Genomic DNA, 18955 nt, shown 5'->3' on the forward strand with positions numbered 1-18955 from the left:
GTCATGGGGACCGGATCACGCGGGCTTGCGCACCGGATTTGCTCAGACTTCGGATCGACAAGCCCGGTTCCGTCATTGAAGACATTACGATGACCGCCCCCGCTCCCATTCTGGCCGATCCGCCGGCGTCCCTGACGGCTCCCGTTTCGGCGGCGATGCGGGACGCCATCGCGGAGCAGCTGGCCGGAATCGCCTGCGAGGCCGGGCGCATTCTGCGGGGTTATCACGGCAGCGACTGCCCGCACGTCATCAAGCCGGACGGCTCGCCGGCCAGCCTCGCCGACACCCGCTCTGAGGAGCTGATCGTCGCGGCCCTGGGACAGGCTTTCCCCGGCATCCCGGTGATCGCCGAGGAGACCTCCGGCACCGCGCAGCCCGCACCCTTGTTCTTCCTCGTCGATCCGCTCGACGGCACCCGCGACTTCCTCGCCGGCAGCGAACAGTACTGCGTCAATATCGGCCTCATTCAGGGAGACCGCCCGATCGCCGCCGCTTTGGCGGCGCCGGGGCTCGGCCGGGTCTGGGCGGCGGGCACCACCGCCCGCGAGGCGCCGATCCGCGAGGGGCGACCGGGCGCGTTCCGGCCGGTGGGCGTGCGCGCGGCCCCCGCCGACGGTCTCGTCGCCCTCGTCAGCCGCCTGCACGGCGACAGCGACACCGATGCCTGCCTGGACCGGCTGCCGATCGGCGAGCGGCGGGTCACGTCCTCGGCGCTCAAGTTCTGCCTGATCGCGGCGGGCGAGGCGGATCTCTACGTGCGCTGCGTCCCCACCATGGAGTGGGACACGGCAGCCGGCGACCACGTGCTGACCATGGCCGGCGGGCGCGTCGTCGGGCCCGACGGCGCCACGATCACCTACGGCCATCATGCCCGCTTCTACCGCAACGGCCCCTTCGCGGCGCTGGCCTCAGCGGCCTATCGCGACGCCCTCACCCTGCCGCAGCAGAGCGCCGTGTCCTATTTCGACCGGCGCCGCGCGGGGGCGGCGGTTGAGGCCGCCGGCCAGGAATAGCGATCGAACGCCGTGCCCGCAGAGAGCAGGGTCAGGGTGGCTCGGCCCGACGAGACGGCCCACTCCGAAAGAGCCGACCGCCTCGTCCAGGCTTACCTTCAGCACCATGCCCCTCAGACGCGCCTCATGAGGCGTCCGATCTTGGCCCGCCGGGCGGACCTTGTGCCCGGCAGACGAGACCGATGGGGACGGCCGCCGAGGACTTCACCCAGTCAGTTTTTTAAGCCGCGGTGCAGCCGATCAGGGCGGACGCCGCGAGCGACTGGCCGTCGCGGGAGACCACGGATTCGAACTCGCCGGTCGTCGGGTTGCGGATGCGCAGTTCACCCGTCTCGATGCCGAAATGCGCGCCGTGCAGGTGCAGCTTGCCCGCCTCGACCGCCTCGCGGATGAAGTCGAAGGTCATCAGGTTTTCGAGGCTCTGCCCGATCATCGTGTATTCGAGGCGGGTGAGGTAGCCCTCCTTGTCCTTGCTGTCGCCGGCCTCGGCGAGCTTCTTCGTCGCCGGCTGGACCAGCGAGACCCAGCTGCCGATGAAGTTGCCCGAGGAGAGCGGCTCGGCACCGAAACCGGCCGCCTTGATGCCGCCGCAGGTGGCGTGGCCGAGCACGACGATGTGCTTCACCTTCAAGGCCTGCACCGCGAACTCGATCGCCGAAGAGGTGCCGTGATAGGCGCCGTCGGGCTGGGGAGGGCGGCACGATGTTGGCCACGTTGCGGATCGTGAAGATCTGGCCCGGGCCTGTATTGAAGATCACCTCGGGGGCGACGCGGCTGTCGCAGCAGCCGATCAGCAGGACTTCAGGCTCCTGGCCTTCCTTGCCGAGCATCTCGTATTTGCGCCGCTCGTTCGGCAGCCGCTCGCCGAGGAAGCTGCGGTAACCGTCGGTCAGAACCTGAGGAAACATGGGCGGTTGTCCTTTCATCGTTGCTGAATTGGTGACGCGCATACCAAACGGTCTGACCCGCCGAATCCATCCCCTCCGGCGGATGCGCTTGCGCACATGGCGTGTGGCCGATGGCGCCGGCGAAGGCCGGGGCGTCGATCCCCGATGCCGGCCGGACAAGCGCGCGCAGCCTCCGCGCGTCGGCACGCTCGCCGCACGGGGCGGTTGGCATGCCGTGAGAGGAAGCTCAAGCGTCCCGCCAAGTCAGGCGGACGGGCTGGTCCGGAACGTCGCCAGCGGCGATTCGTTGCGCCAGCTTGGCCAGTCCGGCGGGCTCCACACGCTCGGCCGAAGCGGCGAGTTCATCGAGCGGCCACCAGCGGGTGCCGCGGACGGGATTGTCCTCGGTCTCGGCCAGTCGGCTGGTATCGACGCGGTCGCTCGCGAGCCGGACCACGAAGTAGCGCTCGCGGGCATGACGCGGCTTGCGGAACAGGTGGAACGGCCCGTCGCAGACGGCGACGCAGGGTCCAAGCTCCACCTCAGCGACGCCGATCTCCTCCGAGAGTTCGCGCCGGCAGGCCTCCTCGTGGCTCTCGCCCGGCTCCAGCCCGCCGCCGGGCATGAACCAGAAGCCGCGGGCATCGGGATCGGCGGGATCGATCGGGCGCACCGCCTCGTACTCGATCAGGAGAAGGCGGTTCGAAGGATCGAAGACCAGGGCGCGGGCGATGTCGCGCGTCGGCAGATCCGTGTCGGGGTGATCGGTCACGGGGCTCAACTCCTCATGGCAAGGGGCACCGATTGGGGCGCGGGAAGGGGTGCAGGAAGGGGCGCGGGCGCCCAGATCACGATCGGCAGGCCATAGCTGTCGCGCTCGATCGCGTTGGGAAGCGACTCGGCGCGGCCTTCGGCGATGTCGCGGGCGACGACGAGGGCGGCCATGGCGTCGAGATGGTCGTCGGCGGCGACACCCGGAGGCGGCGGCGAACCGACCATCGCCGCGGGCAGCCCGGCGGCGAGCAGGAGGGTCCGGCGCGCGGCAAGACCCTCGGCACGGGCCGGGCCCTTCTTGCCGGCTCCGAGACGCCGCTCGCCATTGAGGCGGAAGAAGGCGACCTCCGGATGCACCTCGTGCAGGCGCGTCACGAGATCGGACCGCGCGCGCAGGAGTTCGTCGGCTTCCCGCACGTAGCGCAGGATGTTCCAGCACTGGATCGAGGGCGCGAAGGGCGGCTCGGAATGCGCCCGCGACAGGGCCTTCGCCTCGTCGTAGCTCCCGGCATAGACCGCTGCGCGGGGTGGCACCGGGAAGACGCTGGAACGCCCCGCCCCGAGAAACGCCCGCGCCGCCCGGTCGGCCGAGCGTCCCCCGCTCACCCGGTCGGGCAGGCCGATCGGCACGTCGATGCCGACGCAGACCGGAGCCTCCGGCCCGTCGAGCAGGTCGATCACCCGCGGGAAGCGGGCGCAGCGCCAGGGTGCCGGATCGTCGAGATCGATCAGGGCGCCTGCCCAGGCCCCACGGCACCCATCCAGCCCCGCCACCCAGCGTGCCATCCGCTCACCCCGATTGCTCCCGGCCCCCGATTGCCCCATGCCGCCGCTTCGGAGAAAGCTTTTCCGCAGTCTCACCCGGACGTCGAGAAGTCCCCTTTGTCACAATCCCCTTCGAAGGTCGGCCTTCACATCCTCGATCCGCGGCTTGCCGGATGGGGCTTTCCCAGGTGGGGCAGCATTGCGGCCGCGGGGCTCGATCTGCATGCCTGCCTCGACGCCCCCCTGGTGCTGGAGCCGCAGGCGCCGCCCGCGCTGATCCCGGCCGGCTTCTCGCTGCGGATCGGTGAATCCGACTGGTGCGGATTGGTCTTCGCCCGCTCCGGCCTCGGGCACCGGGAGGGCCTGGTGCTCGGCAACGGCACCGGGGTGATCGATGCCGATTACGAGGGCCCGCTCCTGATCTCCGCTTGGAACCGCAACCCGCCCGGCAGCGGCGCGGCGATCCGTATCGAGCCGGGGGAGCGCATCGCGCAGCTCGTCTTCACCCGCGTCCTGCGGCCGGATTTCGAGATCTGCGACGGCGCGCCGGAGCCGGACGGGCCAGGGGGAGGGGGGCAAGGGAGCAGGGGACAGGGCGGCTTCGGCTCGACCGGCCGGCGCTGAAAGCCGCCTCCATCACGGGAACCCACCCCGCCGACGATCTTCGGCGAACTTCAGTACAAGCTTGGCCATTCGAAGCACTTCCCATCGTCCGGACAAGCTTGCCATCAGCCTAGCAAGCTTGTTCGAGGGAAACGGCGCCGGAACGATTGAACTCTTTTGTCAGTATGCCGTTGGATCTCCGCATCCACCTGCGAGACAAACCATGGCCGCCCCCCACGACATCCTCGGTTTCTTCGAGCACCGCACCGACGGCGCCTGGATCTGTGTGAAACCGTTCACGCTCAACACCCGATCGACCCAGGTCGATATCCGGCGCGGGATGCGGTTCGAGTACGGTCGGCGCGTCGGCGGTCTCGACCTGGCCGAGTATCTCGAACAGCTCGGCTCGCAATTCGGCTCCTGACGGTTCGCTTCAGGACCTGAACGCATTCCGCCGGCTCCCGGCCCTGCGTCAGAATCGGCGCGGGCCGGCATCCTGCGAGCGGCCGGTCCATATTTTCAGCGTTCTTTCATCGGCTAAGTGCTTGTGTGTGGAACGGCTTGCACAACTTCCGCTTTGAGGACCGGATCACCGGACTCGCACGTTTTCCAAGCAGCCGGAGTCGAAGCTTAGGTACTGACAACGATGCCCGCCGCCACGGCTCAGATTCTTCCATCGTCCAGCGAAGCCGCGCCGACGACGCGTGACCGGATCGTGGAGGCGGCGGCCCGGTCGTTCCAAGACATCGGCTATCAGAAGACCACGGTCGCCGACATCGCCCGTACCCTCAAGATGAGTCCGGCCAACGTCTATCGCTTCTTCGAATCGAAGAAGGCGATCAACGAGGCGGTGGTCGAGCAGGTGACCGCTGAGATCGAGGCGATGATCGTCGCGATCGCCGATGCGCCGAAGCTCGACGCGCCCGAGCGGCTCACCCGGATCGTCACCGCGCTCCACGACGATTGCCGCCGCCGCTTCGAGGCGCATCCGCGCGTCCACGAAATGGTCGAAGCGGCGATGAGCGAGAGCTGGGGCGTCTGCCAAGCGCATCTCGATCGCATCGGCGCGGTGCTGGCGCGGGTGGTGTCCGACGGCGTGCGTGAGGGTGTTTTCACCGTCGCCGATCCGAAGAGCGCGGCGGCCTGCCTCCAGGCCGGGATTACCCGCTACTGCCACCCGATGCTGGTCGGGCGCCAGCCCAACACGATCCAGCCGCCGCTGCCGGTGATGATCGCTTTCCTGCTCGGCGCCCTGCGGTCGGGCGGCTGAACCCGCCCGACGCGAGGATCTACTCCGACGCGGTGCCCGGCATCGGCGAGGGCTCGGAGACGACGGGCTGCGGTCCGTCATACCCTTCGATCACCAGGATGTCGGCCTCGGCGCCGCCCTTCTGCAGGGCGCGGGCGGATTGGTAGAGGTCGGAATTCCAGCAGGCGAGGGCGTCGTCGTAGCTCGGGAACTCGACGATGACGTTGCGCGCCCGCGCCTGCCCCGCCACGGCTTCGAAGGCGCCGCCGCGCACGAGGAAGCGCCCGCCGAACCGGGCGAAGGCGGCACCGTTGGCGGCCGCATAGGCCTTGTAGGCCTCCGCGTCGCTCACATCGACCCGCACGATCCAGAAGCCCTTGGCCATGTCTAAGCGTCCTTCATCTCGGCAATGATTCTCTGCGCGACGGCACGGGGGTCGTGGGCGCCGGTGATCGGGCGTCCGACCACCACATGGTCGATGCCCGCCGCCCGCGCCTGCCCCGGCGTCATCACGCGCTTCTGGTCGCCGGCCTCCGCGCCCGCCGGGCGGATGCCGGGCGTCACGATCAGCCCCGACGGGCCGATCCGGTCGCGCACCGCTCCGGCTTCGGCCGCCGAGCAGACGATCCCGTCGATGCCGATCTCAGCCGCCTGCTCCGCCCGGCGTGCCACGAGGTCGGCGACGGGGAGCGCGTAGCCGGCTTCGGCCGCGTCGGCATCATCGTAGGAGGTCAGCACGGTGACGGCGAGGATCTTCAGGCCCGGCCCCCGCCCGCGCACGGCCGCGCGCATGGTCTGCGGATAGGCGTGCACCGTCAGGAAGGTCGCGCCCAGGGCCGAGGCCGAGCGCACCCCCTCCTCGACGGTGTTGCCGATGTCGTGGAGCTTGAGATCGAGGAAGGTCTTCTTGCCGCTCTTCGCCAGCCGCGCGGCGAAATCGAGCCCGCCCGCATAGGCCAGCCGGTAGCCGATCTTGTAGAAGGTCGCCGCGTCGCCGATGCGCGCGACGAGCCGCTCCGCCGCCTCCACGTCGGGCAGGTCGAGGGCGACGATCAGGCGGTCGCGAGGGTCGGCACTCTCCGGCATCGGGCTCTCGTTACGTGGATGGAAGCGCGCCGGCAGCGATCCTCCCAAGGAGGGCCGCCTGTCAACGCCGGATCTCGGGTGGGGCGAGACGCCACCGCAACCGTTGCGCGATGCCGCCGCCGTGAAATTCAGCCGGTGTGGCGGATTAAATATCTTTCTTTCTCGTAGATTGGACATGAGAGATTGTTCTCGGCTTTTTCCTGTCTATGCACGAGGAACTCCTCCTGAGTCCTGGAAAATTGGCATACTTTCCTGTTTTAACGCCAAGATCTTACGAACATAATCCCGAACAATCCGACAAAAATTGAATATCGAGGGGTTCCTGTGTTCGGTATGTTCGAGGCTAGCCTGCAACGGTCTGACAGATCCGATATTTTCGGAAGACGCGGCCAGGTGTTTCACGCGGGACGACAGTCCAGGCCTCGGCCCGTGACAGGCCTGGTCCGTCTCGCGGCGGCTCTGGGCAGCTTGATTCCGGTGGCGGCCTCCGCGCAGGTCGCGCCGGGCCAGACGCTGCAGCAGAAGCCGTACTTCGCCCTCTACGAGGCCCTGGGCAAGCCCGAGAACTGGAAGATCCAGGGCAGCTTCCGGCCGCGGGCCGAAGGGCTCGGCGGGCAGTTCCGCCCCGCCCCCGCGCCGGCCACCAACGATCTGTTTTCGATGCAAACCACTTTGTTTGCCGAGTACGACAGCGGCCCGGTCCGGTTCGGCGGCGAGATCTTCGACAGCCGGGCCTATTTCCAGCGCCGGAACTCGAACTCCATCGCCACCACCGAGGTGAACGCGTTCGAGCTCGGCCAGGCCTATCTCGGCTTCGACATGGCGGATGTCGCGGGCCTCGGCACCGTGAGCACGCTCACCGTCGGGCGCTTCACGCAGAATGTCGGCTCGCGCCGCCTGATCGCCCGCAACCAGTTCCGCAACACCATCAACGCCTTCACCGGCATCGCCTACGATTGGGAGAATGCGGCCAAGGACCGGCTGCGCCTGTTCTACACCCTGCCGCATTACCGCCTGCCCGACGACCGCGCCGGCGTCCTCAGCAACAGCGTCGAATGGGATCACGAGGGCCTCGACACCCAGCTCTTCGGCGGCATCTTCACCAAGGCGGGCGTGCTCGGCGGCATCCTGGAGGCCTACGGCTACGGGCTGCTCGAACGCGATTCCGGCTCGCAGCTCGAAGGCATCCAGACCCGCGACCGGCGTCTCTTCACGCCGGGCTTCCGGCTCTACCGCGTGCCCAAGCCGGGGCAGTTCGATCACGAACTCGAAATGGTCGGTCAGCTCGGCGTCGCGCGCAACACCGCCGCCATCACCGACGTGACCGACGTGCCCGTGTCGGCCTATTTCGTGCACGCCGAGGCCGGCTACACCTTCAAGACCGCGTGGGCGCCCCGGATCTCGCTCCACTACGACCACGCCACCGGCGACAGCGCCAACCCCAACAGCTACACCCGCTTCGACACACTCTACGGCGCGCGGCGCTTCGATTACGGCCCGACGAGCCTCTACGGCGCCGTTCAGCGAGCGAACCTGATCTCGCCGGGCATCCGGTTCGAGGTCGCGCCGGACCCCGATTGGGACGCCTTCATCGACTACCGCAGCCTCTGGCTCGAAAACCCGACCGACAGTTTCGCCGCCACCGGAGTGCGCGACCGGACCGGCCGCTCCGGCAGCTTCGCCGGCCACCAGATCGAGGGGCGGGTGCGCTACTGGCTGGTGCCGCGCTCGATCGTGCTCGACAGCGGCGTCGCCTACCTCCTCAAGGGCGATGTGCTGCGCAACGCGCCGAATGCGCCGAACACCGGCGACACGATCTACGGCTACATGACGACGACGTACTTCTTCTGAGCGATCCTCACCCCGCCTCTCCCGCCATCACCGCGGTTACCTCGGCGCGCAGCACCGGCAGCAGCTCCGCCTCGAACCATGGATTCGTGCGGAGCCAGCCGTTGTTGCGCCAGGAGGGGTGGGGCAGCGGCAGCACCCGCGGTCGCGCCGAGGCGTCGAGGATCGTGCGCCAGCGGGCGACCGTCTCGGTGAGGCCGCCCGGACGCGGCCCGAGATGCCAGGCTTGCGCGTATTGGCCGATCACCAGGATCAGATCGAGCTGCGGCAGCCCGGCGAGGAGGTCGGCCCGCCAGGTCGGCGCGCATTCCCGCCGTGGCGGCCGGTCGCCGCCCTTGGCGTCGAGGCCGGGAAAGCAGGCGCCCATCGGCAGGATCGCCACCCGCCTGGGATCGTAGAAGGCCGCCTCGTCGAGCCCGAGCCAGTAGCGCAGGCGCCGGCCCGACGGATCGCTGAACGGGATGCCGCTGCGATGCGCGCCCGGTTGCCCGGCGCCTGACTCGCGATCAGCAGCCGCGCGGTGGCCGAGCCCTGCACCACCGGCCGCGGCTCGTGCGGCAGGGGCGCGCCGTAGAGGGGCGCGTCGCGGCAGAGCCGGCAGGCGCGCAGGCGGGCGGCGGTGTCTTCGAAGTTTTCAGGAGCGGCGGACATCGCCGCGGAAATGGGGTGGATCATCCGGCGGCGCGATGCGGCACCGCGCCCGAGGCCCATCGATCCCGTCGCGATGCGATCTCAAAGATGGCGTTTGAAATCCATCCGCCCGTGAAGGATGCGGATGACCTCGATGCCGCCCTCGGCGCCCAGGCGGTAGAATAGGACGTGCGATCCGACGGAGAGGCGGAAATACCCCTTGCGGATCTGGTCGGCCCTTAGACCCCGAGCCGGATCCTCCGCCAATCGGTCGAAGCCTCCAGCCAGAAGGCGGATGTAGCGGTCGGCCTGATCCGCTCCCCAGCGCTCGGCCGAATCGTCCCAGATCCGGCTGAGATCCGCGCGCGCCCTCGGCGAGAGGCGGACGCTCATCCTCGGATCGCGCCCTCACGCTTTTCCCGGAGAAAGGTCTCCGTATCGAAGGGCTCGGGCGAGCCGCTTTCCTCCCCCTCGATCAGCGCGGCCCGGAGCGTGTTGAGGGCGGCCTCCTGCTCCTCAAGGAGACGAAGCCCGGCCCGGACCACTTCGCTGGCGGAGCCGTAACGTCCCCCCTCGACCTGGCGGTCGATGAACTGCGCAAAGTGCTCGCCGAGCGAGACGGACGTGTTTCGCGGCATCGATCCCTCCGGCCGGCAAGATGTACCCGATCTTGGTATTCCGCAATCCTGGCCAAACGCGTCGCGCCCGCACAAGCTTGGCACGAATCGCGCTGGCCCTACCTCACCCTGTGCGCGCAAGTCCGGCGCGCCGATGGAGGCCCGCTTGGCAGGATCGCGCGCGTCACGGCTGGGGGCGGGCGTCGGCCCGAAATATCCGCAGGTCGTCGTCCTCGTCGGCGCCACCGGCGACCTCGCCCAGCGAAAACTCCTGCCCGGCCTGTTCCACCTGTTCAGTGCCGGCTTCATCCCCGACCTGCGCATCGTCGGCGTGTCGCTGGACGATATCGGCGTCGAGGCGTTCCGCGAACATGCGCACAAGGCGATCGACCGGTTCTTCACCCGTCATGCCGGGGACGGGGAATGGGCGGCCTTCGCCGAGCGGCTCGACTACGTATCGCTCTCGGCCGGCGCCGAGGCACTCGCCGGGGCGGTGGCCCGCGCCGAGGCGGGTCTCGCCCAGGCGCATCCCGGCCAGGAGAGCCGGCGCCTGCATTATCTCAGCGTGCCGCCCGCCGCGGCGCTCACCGTGGTGCGCCTGCTCGCCGAGGCGGGTCTGGCCGCGGGCTCGCGCATCGTCATGGAGAAGCCGTTCGGAACCGATCTGGAGAGTGCGGTGGCGCTCAACGACCGGCTGCACGAGGTCTTCTCCGAGGACCAGATCTTCCGCATCGACCACTTCCTCGGCAAGGAGCCGGCGCAGAACATCCTGGCCTTCCGCTTCGCCAACGGCCTGTTCGAGCCGATCTGGAACCGCACCTTCATCGACCACGTGCAGATCGACGTGCCGGAGACGCTGGGCCTCGGCACCCGCGCGGCCTTCTACGAGGCGACCGGCGCCTATCGCGACATGGTGGTGACCCACCTGTTCCAGATCCTCGGCTTCATGGCGATGGAGCCGCCGACCTCCCTCGAACCCGGCCCGATCTCGGAAGAGAAGAACAAGGTCTTCCGCTCGATGCTCCCGCTCGACCCGCGCGAGGTGGTGCGCGGGCAATATGCCGGCTACCGGGACGAGCCCGGCGTCGATCCGCAATCGGAAACCGAGACCTTCATCGCCCTCAAGTGCCGCATCGACAACTGGCGCTGGGCCGGGGTGCCGTTCTTCCTGCGCACCGGCAAGCGGCTGGCGGAGGGGCAGCGCATCATCTCGATCGCCTTCCGCGAGCCGCCCAAAAGCATGTTCCCGGTCAATTCGGGGGTCGGCGCGCAGGGGCCCGACCACCTCACCTTCGATCTCGCCGACGCCTCAAAGATGTCGCTCTCCTTCTACGGCAAGCGGCCGGGGCCGGGGATGCGGCTCGACAAGCTCTCGCTCCAGTTCAACATGAAGGATACCGGCCTGATGGGCGAGGTGCTGGAGGCCTATGAGCGGCTGATCCTCGATGCCATGCGCGGCGACCACACCCTGTTCACCACGGCCGAGGGCATCGAGCGGCTATGGGAGGTCTCGACGCCGCTCCTGGAGGCGCCCCCGCCGGTGCGGCTCTACGCACCGGGCTCCTGGGGGCCGAAATCGATCCACCAGCTCGTGGCGCCGCAGGCATGGCGCCTGCCCTTCGAGCGGGAATGGCGCAACACCGACGAGCAGGGCTGAGCGCCCCGCAGGCTATGATTCGTGCCCGGCGCGGTGAATTGGAATAATTCTTAGATTAGTCTCAGATCAGCCGTCGTAAAGAGGATTGCCGGCTCAGCGAAAATCCGGATCGCAGGAAAACTTGCTCATCAAGCCGATCTGTCTAATCTGGTTGTCCAACGATTCGACTGACGGACATCCAGCCGCACGCGCCGCATGAGCCTGACGACTGCCCAGATCCTCGATCTCGCCCCCGACGCGTCGAGCCGCAAGGCCGGGCAGGATCAGGCGAAACCGCAGAAATGGGCCGGCCTCGGCCGGGCGGGCACGGTGATCTGGGGCGAGATCAAGGGCAGCGGGGCGAGCCCCTACCGCACGGTCGCGGATCTCGCCGGGCCGTCCTCGAAATGCACCTGCCCGAGCCGCAAGTTCCCCTGCAAGCACGGCCTCGGCCTGATGCTGGTCGATGCGAGCGCGCCGATCGCCGAGGGGGAGCCGCCGGACTGGGCCGCCGCCTGGATGAAGGGGCGCGAGAGCCGCGCCGCCGCGGCCGAGACCCGGGCGAAGGAACCCGCCAAGCCGGTCGACGAGCGGGCGCAGGCCAAGCGGCGTCAGGCCCGCGAGGATCGGGTCGCGGCCGCGCTCGACGAACTCGACCTGTGGCTGCGCGACCTGATGCGGCGCGGCCTCGCCGCCGCGCGGGGCGAACCCTACGCCTTCTGGGACCGCATGGCCGGGCGCCTCGTGGACGGGCAGGCGCCGGGCCTCGCCCGCCGGGTGCGCGCCCTGCCGGGGCTGATCGCGGCGGCGCCTCAGGCCGGCGCGCCCCGGCCGGAAGCCGCGCTCGGCCTCGGCCTCGGCCGGCTCGCCCTGTTGCTCCGGGCCGCGCGCCGCCTCGATGCGCTGTCGCCCGAACAGGCGGCGGGCGTGCGCGCGGCGCTCGGCTACCCCGTCAGCGCCGAGGAGATGGCGGCCCGGCCGGACCATGCCGACACCTGGGCGGTGCTGGCCCATGCGGTCGAGGAGGAGGACCGGCTGACGGCCCGTTCCGTCTGGCTCGTCGGCCGCGCCAGCGGCGCCCTGGCTCAGGTCATCGATTACGGAACCGCGGGCGCGCCCCTGCCGCCGGCCCCCGCCGCCGGCCAGGATTTTTCCGGTGCGCTCGCCTTCCAGCCCGGCGACCCACCGCTGCGGGCCGTGTTTCGTGAGGGCCAGGCCGGCCCGGCGGCCGAGGCGGCTTTGCCCGGCGCGGCCAGCGTCGCGGCGGCGCGGGACGCCTTCGCCAACGCGCTGTCGCGCGCGCCCTGGCTCGAGCGCTGGCCGGTGCGGCTCGCGGGCGTGCGGCTCGGGCGCCTCGCCGCCGGCAGCGCGGCGGCCTTCGCGGCGGGCGACGAGACCGGCAGCCTCGCGCTGCGGGCCGAGCCGCGCCTGCCGAGCCTGCTCGCGGTGGCGGCGGGCCGGCCGGTCGATCTGTTCGGCCTCTATGACGGCTATGGCCTGAGTCCCCTCGCCCTGGTTGCGGAGGGCCGCCTCTACGCGATGCCGGCGCAGGATTCGCAGCCCGTCCTGCTGCAGGTGGCCTGATGGACGCGTCCGAACCTGCCCCGGATGGTTGGGAGCCGACGCTCGCCGCCGCGCTGCTCGGCGCCGAGCGCGCCCCACCCGCGGCGCTCTCGGCGCTGACCGCCCACGTCGTCGAGAGCGATCCCGGCGCCGCCCTGCTGGCACGGCTCGCCGCCGAGGGCGCCCACCACCGCGCCGGCCTGGAACTCGGGCCGGAGGCGCTGACGCCGCTGGAGGAGCGCGGCCGCTTCGGCCCGGACTGCCCGCCCGCGGCCGCGACGCGGCTCTACGGCCTCCTCACCGAGGGCACCAGCGCGCGCAGCCGCGTCGAGGAATGGTTCGAACGCGCCGCCGCAACGGGCACGCGCCCGCCCGCTTGGCTGCTCCAGGCCTTGATGCTCCAGCGCGGCACCCTGCCCGCCGCGGCGCAGGCGGTCGTGGGCGCCGAACTCGACTGGCTCGCCCGCGCCTGCGGCGAGGCCCCGGCCGACGGATCGGACGCGGCGGAGGCTTCGGAATGGACGGAAGGCACGGTGGCCGAGCGGCGCGCCGCTTTGGCGGCCTTCCGCGCCCGCGATCCGGAAGGCGCGCGCGCCGCCCTGGAACCGCTCTTCCGCAAGGAGAAGGCCGATGCGCGCGAGGCCCTGGTTCACGCGCTGGCGACCGGCCTGTCGGCGGCCGACGAGCCCTTTCTCGAGGCCTGCCTCGACGACCGCGCGAGCGGCGTGCGGCTCGCCGCGCAGCACCTGCTGCCGGGCCTTCCCGGCTCGCGCTATGCCGAGCGCATGGCGGCCCGCGTTCGGGCCGCGCTGAGCGTCGAGAGCAAGCGCAAGCTGCTCGGCGGCACCACGCACAATCTCGTCGTCACCCTGCCGGAGGAGAGCTCGGACCTCGCCCGCGACGGCATCGAAGCGAACAGCTGGGAGCGGCGTGGCGGCGGTGCCCGCGCCGGCCTGCTGCGGGCGATCCTGGCACGCGCGCCGCTCCACGCCTTCGCCGCGCATCCGCCGCGGCTCTGGATCGAGCTCGCCCTGCGCAGTGAGTGGGCCGACCCGGTCTTCCACGGCCTGTTCTCGGCGGCCAAGCGCACGCTCGACCCGGCCTGGGCGGACGCGATGGCCGACATCACGGCGGACACCTACGAGGGCAAGGTCACCGGCGTCCGCCGCACCAACGAAGTTCTGGGGATGTGGGCGGAGGCGCTGAATCTCCTCCCCGATGCTGAATGGGAGGCCCGGGTCGCGGCTTTGATCCGCGCCCGCAAGATCGAGGTGGTGCTGGCCGTGCTGGGCTCCGGGCCAGAGCACTTTTCCGAGTCCTTCAGCGCCGCTTTGCTCGATTGGCTCGCCTTCGTCACCCGCGGGTCGGACGCCCTGCGGCGCGATCTCGCCAAGCCCTGGGTGATCGCCCGCCTCGGCGACCGGCTCTGGCCGAGCGACGACAGCGCCGCCGCGGCCGCCGTCATCCTGGCGCGGCTGCCGGAGGGGGAGGGCGACCGCCTGCGCACGCAGCTCACGGGATTGACGGGCGTGCTGGAACTGCGCGCCGCGATCCGGCGCGACTTCCGACCGGAAACCACCACAGGGGGAACGGCTCAAGGATGACATCGACCCACTCCGTCAAGACCGCGCAGCTGCGCCAAGCCGCCGAGGATGCCTTCGCCGAGGAGATCGCGGCGCTCCGCGACTCCGACGACCGGCCGCGCCCGCCGAACTGGCAGATGTCGCCGCAGGCGGTCGTCACCTACCTGCTCGGCGGCAAACTCCCGTCGGGCTTCGAGGTCACGCCAAAATATATCGGCGACCGGCGCCTGATGGAGGTCGCGGTGGCGACACTCGCCACCGATCGGGCGCTGCTGCTGCTCGGCGTGCCGGGCACTGCCAAGAGCTGGGTCAGCGAGCATCTGGCGGCGGCGATCTGCGGCACCTCGCGCCTGATCGTGCAGGGCACCGCCGGCACCAGCGAGGAGGCGATCCGCTATGGCTGGAACTACGCGCTGCTGCTGGCCAAGGGCCCGAGCCGCGAGGCGGTGGTGGCCTCGCCGATCATGCGGGCGATGAACGAGGGCCGCATCGCCCGCGTCGAGGAGCTGACCCGCATCCCCTCCGAGACGCAGGACAGCTTCATCACCGTCCTCTCGGAAAAGACCCTGCCGATCCCCGAGCTGAACGAGGAGGTGGCGGCGCAAAAAGGCTTCAACCTCATCGCCACGGCCAACAACCGGGACCGCGGCGTCAACGAATTGTCGAGCGCGCTCAAGCGCCGCTTCAACACCGTGGTGCTGCCGCCGCCCGCCACGATCGAGGCCGAGATCGCCATCGTCGAGACCCGCGTCGCCGCGCTCGGGCGCGCCTTCGAAATTCCGGCCGAGCCGCCGGGCGCCGAGCAGATCCGCCGCGTCGTCACGATCTTTCGCGAGTTGCGCGAGGGGGTGACGGCGGATGGCAAGAGCAAGGTGAAGCAGCCCTCGGGCACGCTCTCGACGGCCGAAGCCATCAGCGTCGTCGGCAGCGGGCTCGCACTCGCCGCGCATTTCGGCGACGGCCGCCTCTCGGCCCACGACCTCGTCTCGGGGATCAGTGGCGCCGTGGTGAAGGACCCGGTGCAGGACGCCATCGTCTGGCGCGAATACCTCGAAACCGTGGTGAAGGAGCGCGACGGCTGGAAGGATTTCTATAAGGCCGCTCGCGCGAGCGCGTGATCCGAGCGATGCCTGACATCCGTCTCTTCGGCATCCGCCACCACGGACCCGGCTCGGCCCGCTCGCTCAAGGCGGCGCTCGACGCGCTCAACCCCGATTGCCTGCTGATCGAGGGGCCGCCGGACGCCGACGTGCTGATCCCGCTGGCCGCTCACGAGGCGATGGCGCCGCCCGTCGCGCTCCTCGTCTACCGGCCGGACCGGCCGCGAACTTGCGCCTTCTTCCCCTTCGCGGCCTTCTCGCCGGAATGGGTGGCGATGCGCTTCGGCGTCACGGCGGGCGCGACCCTGCGCTTCATCGACCTGCCGCACGCGAACCAGCTCGCCGACGGCTTTGGCGCACCGGAAGCTCCGCCCGAGGCCGCGCCGATCGATGCGGAGCCGGTTTCCGAGCCGGCCGAAACCCCATCCGAGGACAGGCCGGCACCGGCCGCGATCCGGCGCGATCCGCTCGGCGAACTCGCGGCACTCGCCGGCTACCCCGACGGCGAGCGCTGGTGGGACGCGCTGGTCGAGAGCCGCGCAGGCGCGGACGGCGACGTGTTCGCCGCGATCCATGAGGCGATGGCGGCCCTGCGCGAGGGCGCCGAGACCGACCCCGACGAAGCGTTCCGCGAGGAGGCGCGTGAGGCGCATATGCGCGGCGCGATCCGGCGGGCGGCCAAGGACGGATTCGAGCGCATCGCCGTGATCTGCGGCGCGTGGCACGTGCCCGCGCTCGCCCGCCACGACGCCAAGGGCCAAGCCACGGCGGATACCGCGACCCTGAAGAACCTGCCCAAGACGAAGGTCGCCGCGGCCTGGGCGCCCTGGTCCTACGAGCGGCTGGCCTTCGCCTCCGGCTACCGCGCCGGGGTGCTCTCGCCGGAATGGTACGACACCCTGTGGCACCACGAGGGACGGGTCGCAGCCCGCTGGCTCGCGAGGGCCGCCACGCTGCTGCGCGAGAACGATCTCGACGCCTCGCCGGCCTCGGTGATCGAGGCGGCCCGGCTCGCCGAGGCGCTGGCGGGTTTTCGCGGCCGGTCCCGGCCCTCCCTCGACGATCTCGATGAAGCCGCCCAGGCCACGCTCTGCTTTGCCGACCCGGCGCCGATGGGGCTGATCCGGCGCAAGCTCGTGATCGGCGAGCGCCTTGGTGCCACCCCGCCGGACAGCCCCGGCACCCCGGTCGAGGCGGATTTCGAGGCGCAGTGCAAGCGCCTGCGCCTGAAACCCGGCGCGGCAGCGGGCGAGATCACCCTCGACCTGCGCAAGGAGACGGATCTGGCCCGCAGCCATTTCCTCAACCGGCTGAGCCTGATCGGCATCCCCTGGGGGGAGCGGCGGGAGTGCGCGCGGGCGCGGTACCTTCAAGGAGGGCTGGTTCCTGGCTTGGCAGCCGGAATGGGTGGTGGAGCTGGTGGCGGCCTCAGCCGAGGGCGGCACCATCGCCGAGGCCGCCGCCGGCCGGGTGCGGGTCCGCGCCCGCGAGGCGACCCGCGTTGCCGAGCTCTCCGGCCTGATCGGCACCCTACTTGACGCCGACCTCGCCGAGGCCACGGCGGAGGTGATCCGCGCGCTCAACGACCGCGCCGCGGTCTCGGCCGACGTGTTCGACCTGATGGACGCGCTGCCCCCGCTCGCCGAACTCGCCCGCTACGGCTCCGTACGCTCCTCCGACACCGAACCCGTGCTCGCCGTGGTGCGGGACCTCGTGCCGCGCGCCGCCGCCGGGCTGGTCGCCGCCTGCCAGAGCCTCGACGACGACGCGGCGGCAGCGGCCAAGGCGCGCATCGTCGCCGTCTCCGGCGCGGTCGGGCTGATCGAAGAGCCGGAGCTGAAGGCGGTCTGGCAAGAGGCCCTGCGGGCGCTGGCCGATCAGGAGCATGTCCACGGCCGCGTCGTCGGCCGCGCCGTGCGTCTGCTGTTCGACGAGCGCGCCATCGCGGCGGCGGAGGCCGGCGAGCGCCTGCGCCTCGCCCTGTCGCGGGCCTCGGGTGCGGGACCGGCCGCCGCCTGGATCGAGGGATTTCTGGAGGATAGCGGCACCGTGCTGATCCACGGGCGCGAATTGCTCGCCGTCGTGGATGAATGGCTCTGCGGCCTCGACGCGGATCTCTTCACCGAGCTGCTGCCGCTGGTGCGCCGCACCTTCGCGACGCTGGCGCCGGCCGAGCGCCGGGCGGTCGGCGAGGCGTTGGCCCGGCCGGGCGGGGCCGCTCCCGGCGAGGCGGAAGGCGCCCGGGGTTTCGATGCGGCGCGCGCGGCCAAGGTGCTGCCGATCCTGCGCCTGCTGCTCGGCACCGAGCCCCCCAGAACCGCGGACGAAACCACCGGAGACGCCGCATGAGCGCGCGCGAAGCGGAACGCCTGCGCCGCTGGCGCCTCGTGCTCGGCGGCGGAGCGGCCGAGGGCACCGGCTGCACCCTGAGCGAGCGCGACCAGCGGCTCGACCGGGCGATGGGCGCCCTCTACGATTCCGATCGCAAGGGCGGTCTCGGCGCCTCCGCGCCCTCCGTGCCGCGCTGGCTCGGCGACATCCGCGACTACTTCCCGGCCTCCGTGGTGCAGGTGATGCAGCGCGACGCCTTCGAGCGGCTCGACCTCAAGCGGATGCTGACCGAGCCGGAGATGCTGGAGGCGGTCCAGCCCGACGTCTCCCTCGTCTCGACCCTGATCTCCATGCGCGGCCTGCTCGGCGGGCGCACCAAGGAGACGGCGCGGCTCGTGGTGCGCAAGGTGGTGGACGCGCTGATGAAGCGGTTGGAAGAGCCCCTGCGCCAAGCCGTGACCGGGGCGATCGACCGCGCCAGCATCAACCGTCGCCCGCGCCACGCCGAGATCGACTGGAAACCGCACCATCCGGGCGAACCTACGCCACTATCAGGCGGAGTACCGCACCATCATCCCCGAGACCCGCCTCGGCCACGGGCGGAAAAGCCGCGGATCGCTGAAAGACGTGATCCTCTGCATCGACCAATCCGGCTCGATGGCCAATTCCGTGGTCTATTCCAGCATCTTCGGGGCGGTGATGGCCTCGCTGCCGGCCGTCTCGACCCGGCTCGTGGTGTTCGACACCGAGGTGGTCGATCTCTCCGACGCGATGGACGATCCGGTCGAGGTGCTGTTCTCGGTCCAGCTCGGCGGCGGCACCGACATCAACCGGGCGGTGGGCTACTGCGCCTCGCGCATCACCCGGCCCGAGGACACGGTGCTGGTCCTGATCTCCGATCTCTACGAGGGCGGGGTCGAGGCCGGCCTGCTCGCCCAGGCGCAGCGCCTCGTTGCTGCCGGCGTGCAGGTGGTGGCGTTGCTCGCCCTCTCCGACGAGGGCGCGCCGGCCTATGACCGCGGGCTGGCCGCACGCCTCGCCGCACTCGGCGTGCCCGCCTTCGCCTGCACGCCGGATCTCTTCCCCGACATGATGGCGGCGGCGATCCGCAAGCAGGATCTCAACGCCTGGGCCGCCGGCGCCGGCATCGCCGCGGTCCCGGCCGCCCATGACGGCTGAGCGGCCGCCCTCCCCGAAAGCCTAAGTCCGGGAGTCTCGTCCGGCCGCTGCTGTGGGTCCTCGCCCTGCTGGGGAGCGTCCGCCGAGTGGA

15 protein-coding genes and 4 pseudogenes are annotated in these 18955 nt (G+C 70.7%); 11 read left to right on the forward strand and 8 right to left on the reverse strand.

Annotated elements, in window-relative coordinates; all coding sequences use genetic code 11:
• Positions 1 to 89 precede the first annotated feature (89 nt).
• Positions 90 to 1013, forward strand: coding sequence for a 3'(2'),5'-bisphosphate nucleotidase CysQ family protein (locus M2437_RS25390; RefSeq protein WP_253389027.1), 924 nt, complete (start codon positions 90 to 92; stop codon positions 1011 to 1013).
• Positions 1014 to 1233: 220 nt separating this feature from the next.
• Here M2437_RS25390 and M2437_RS25395 read toward each other — a convergent pair.
• The 3 genes and pseudogenes from M2437_RS25395 to M2437_RS25405 all read right to left on the reverse strand — a co-directional run bounded on the left by M2437_RS25395 (position 1234) and on the right by M2437_RS25405 (position 3460).
• A pseudogene (locus M2437_RS25395) lies at positions 1234 to 1921 on the reverse strand (carbonic anhydrase).
• Positions 1922 to 2147: 226 nt separating this feature from the next.
• On the reverse strand, positions 2148 to 2681 hold the full coding sequence (locus tag M2437_RS25400) for an NUDIX hydrolase (RefSeq protein ID WP_015822135.1): 534 nt from the start codon (positions 2679 to 2681) through the stop codon (positions 2148 to 2150).
• On the reverse strand, positions 2678 to 3460 hold the full coding sequence (locus M2437_RS25405; RefSeq protein WP_253389028.1) for a DUF429 domain-containing protein: 783 nt from the start codon (positions 3458 to 3460) through the stop codon (positions 2678 to 2680). Before M2437_RS25405 ends, M2437_RS25400 begins: the two co-directional genes overlap by 4 nt.
• A gap of 96 nt (positions 3461 to 3556) precedes the next feature.
• On the opposite strand from M2437_RS25405, the gene dut reads away from it, so the two are divergent.
• From dut to M2437_RS25420, 3 genes are all read left to right on the forward strand, one after another.
• Positions 3557 to 4063, forward strand: a complete 507-nt coding sequence (dut, locus tag M2437_RS25410; RefSeq protein WP_253389029.1) for a dUTP diphosphatase — start codon at positions 3557 to 3559, stop codon at positions 4061 to 4063.
• 202 nt (positions 4064 to 4265) lie between these two features.
• Positions 4266 to 4466: a hypothetical protein gene (locus tag M2437_RS25415; protein ID WP_003605412.1), complete on the forward strand. Its 201-nt coding sequence runs from the start codon at positions 4266 to 4268 to the stop codon at positions 4464 to 4466.
• Between the two features lie 222 nt (positions 4467 to 4688).
• Positions 4689 to 5312 (forward strand): TetR family transcriptional regulator, encoded by a 624-nt coding sequence (locus M2437_RS25420; RefSeq protein ID WP_253389030.1) that lies wholly within the window; start codon positions 4689 to 4691, stop codon positions 5310 to 5312.
• A 19-nt stretch (positions 5313 to 5331) separates the two neighbouring features.
• On the opposite strand, the gene M2437_RS25425 is transcribed toward M2437_RS25420, so the two are convergent.
• Positions 5332 to 5676 (reverse strand): DUF1330 domain-containing protein, encoded by a 345-nt coding sequence (locus tag M2437_RS25425; RefSeq protein WP_003605408.1) that lies wholly within the window; start codon positions 5674 to 5676, stop codon positions 5332 to 5334.
• Between the two features lie 2 nt (positions 5677 to 5678).
• Complete coding sequence (gene pyrF / locus M2437_RS25430; protein WP_253389031.1) at positions 5679 to 6377, reverse strand: orotidine-5'-phosphate decarboxylase; 699 nt, start codon at positions 6375 to 6377, stop codon at positions 5679 to 5681.
• Between the two features lie 324 nt (positions 6378 to 6701).
• Between pyrF and M2437_RS25435 the strand changes: the two genes are divergently transcribed.
• Positions 6702 to 8228, forward strand: coding sequence for an alginate export family protein (locus M2437_RS25435; RefSeq protein WP_253389032.1), 1527 nt, complete (start codon positions 6702 to 6704; stop codon positions 8226 to 8228).
• A gap of 7 nt (positions 8229 to 8235) precedes the next feature.
• Here the strand turns inward: M2437_RS25435 and M2437_RS25440 are convergent.
• From M2437_RS25440 to M2437_RS25450, 3 genes and pseudogenes are all read right to left on the reverse strand, one after another.
• Positions 8236 to 8876 (reverse strand): annotated as a pseudogene (locus M2437_RS25440) (uracil-DNA glycosylase family protein).
• A gap of 81 nt (positions 8877 to 8957) precedes the next feature.
• Complete coding sequence (locus tag M2437_RS25445; RefSeq protein ID WP_253389033.1) at positions 8958 to 9248, reverse strand: type II toxin-antitoxin system RelE/ParE family toxin; 291 nt, start codon at positions 9246 to 9248, stop codon at positions 8958 to 8960.
• On the reverse strand, positions 9245 to 9493 hold the full coding sequence (locus M2437_RS25450; RefSeq protein WP_056507176.1) for a type II toxin-antitoxin system ParD family antitoxin: 249 nt from the start codon (positions 9491 to 9493) through the stop codon (positions 9245 to 9247). Before M2437_RS25450 ends, M2437_RS25445 begins: the two co-directional genes overlap by 4 nt.
• Positions 9494 to 9626: 133 nt before the next feature.
• On the opposite strand from M2437_RS25450, the gene zwf reads away from it, so the two are divergent.
• The 6 genes and pseudogenes from zwf to M2437_RS25480 all read left to right on the forward strand — a co-directional run bounded on the left by zwf (position 9627) and on the right by M2437_RS25480 (position 18864).
• Positions 9627 to 11129, forward strand: coding sequence for a glucose-6-phosphate dehydrogenase (gene zwf / locus M2437_RS25455; protein ID WP_253389034.1), 1503 nt, complete (start codon positions 9627 to 9629; stop codon positions 11127 to 11129).
• A 195-nt stretch (positions 11130 to 11324) separates the two neighbouring features.
• Entirely contained in the window at positions 11325 to 12692 is a 1368-nt protein-coding gene (locus tag M2437_RS25460) for an SWIM zinc finger family protein (protein WP_253389035.1), read from the forward strand.
• Positions 12692 to 14275: a DUF5691 domain-containing protein gene (locus M2437_RS25465; RefSeq protein WP_253389036.1), complete on the forward strand. Its 1584-nt coding sequence runs from the start codon at positions 12692 to 12694 to the stop codon at positions 14273 to 14275. Before M2437_RS25460 ends, M2437_RS25465 begins: the two co-directional genes overlap by 1 nt.
• Positions 14272 to 15372, forward strand: a complete 1101-nt coding sequence (locus M2437_RS25470) for an ATP-binding protein (RefSeq protein WP_253389037.1) — start codon at positions 14272 to 14274, stop codon at positions 15370 to 15372. Before M2437_RS25465 ends, M2437_RS25470 begins: the two co-directional genes overlap by 4 nt.
• A gap of 8 nt (positions 15373 to 15380) precedes the next feature.
• Positions 15381 to 17703: pseudogene (locus tag M2437_RS25475) on the forward strand (DUF5682 family protein).
• A pseudogene (locus M2437_RS25480) lies at positions 17700 to 18864 on the forward strand (VWA domain-containing protein). The pseudogenes M2437_RS25475 and M2437_RS25480 overlap by 4 nt, the downstream one beginning before the upstream one ends.
• The last annotated feature ends 91 nt before the right edge of the window (positions 18865 to 18955 follow it).

Source organism: Methylorubrum pseudosasae (genome assembly GCF_029504475.1).
Taxonomy (GTDB): domain Bacteria; phylum Pseudomonadota; class Alphaproteobacteria; order Rhizobiales; family Beijerinckiaceae; genus Methylobacterium; species Methylobacterium extorquens.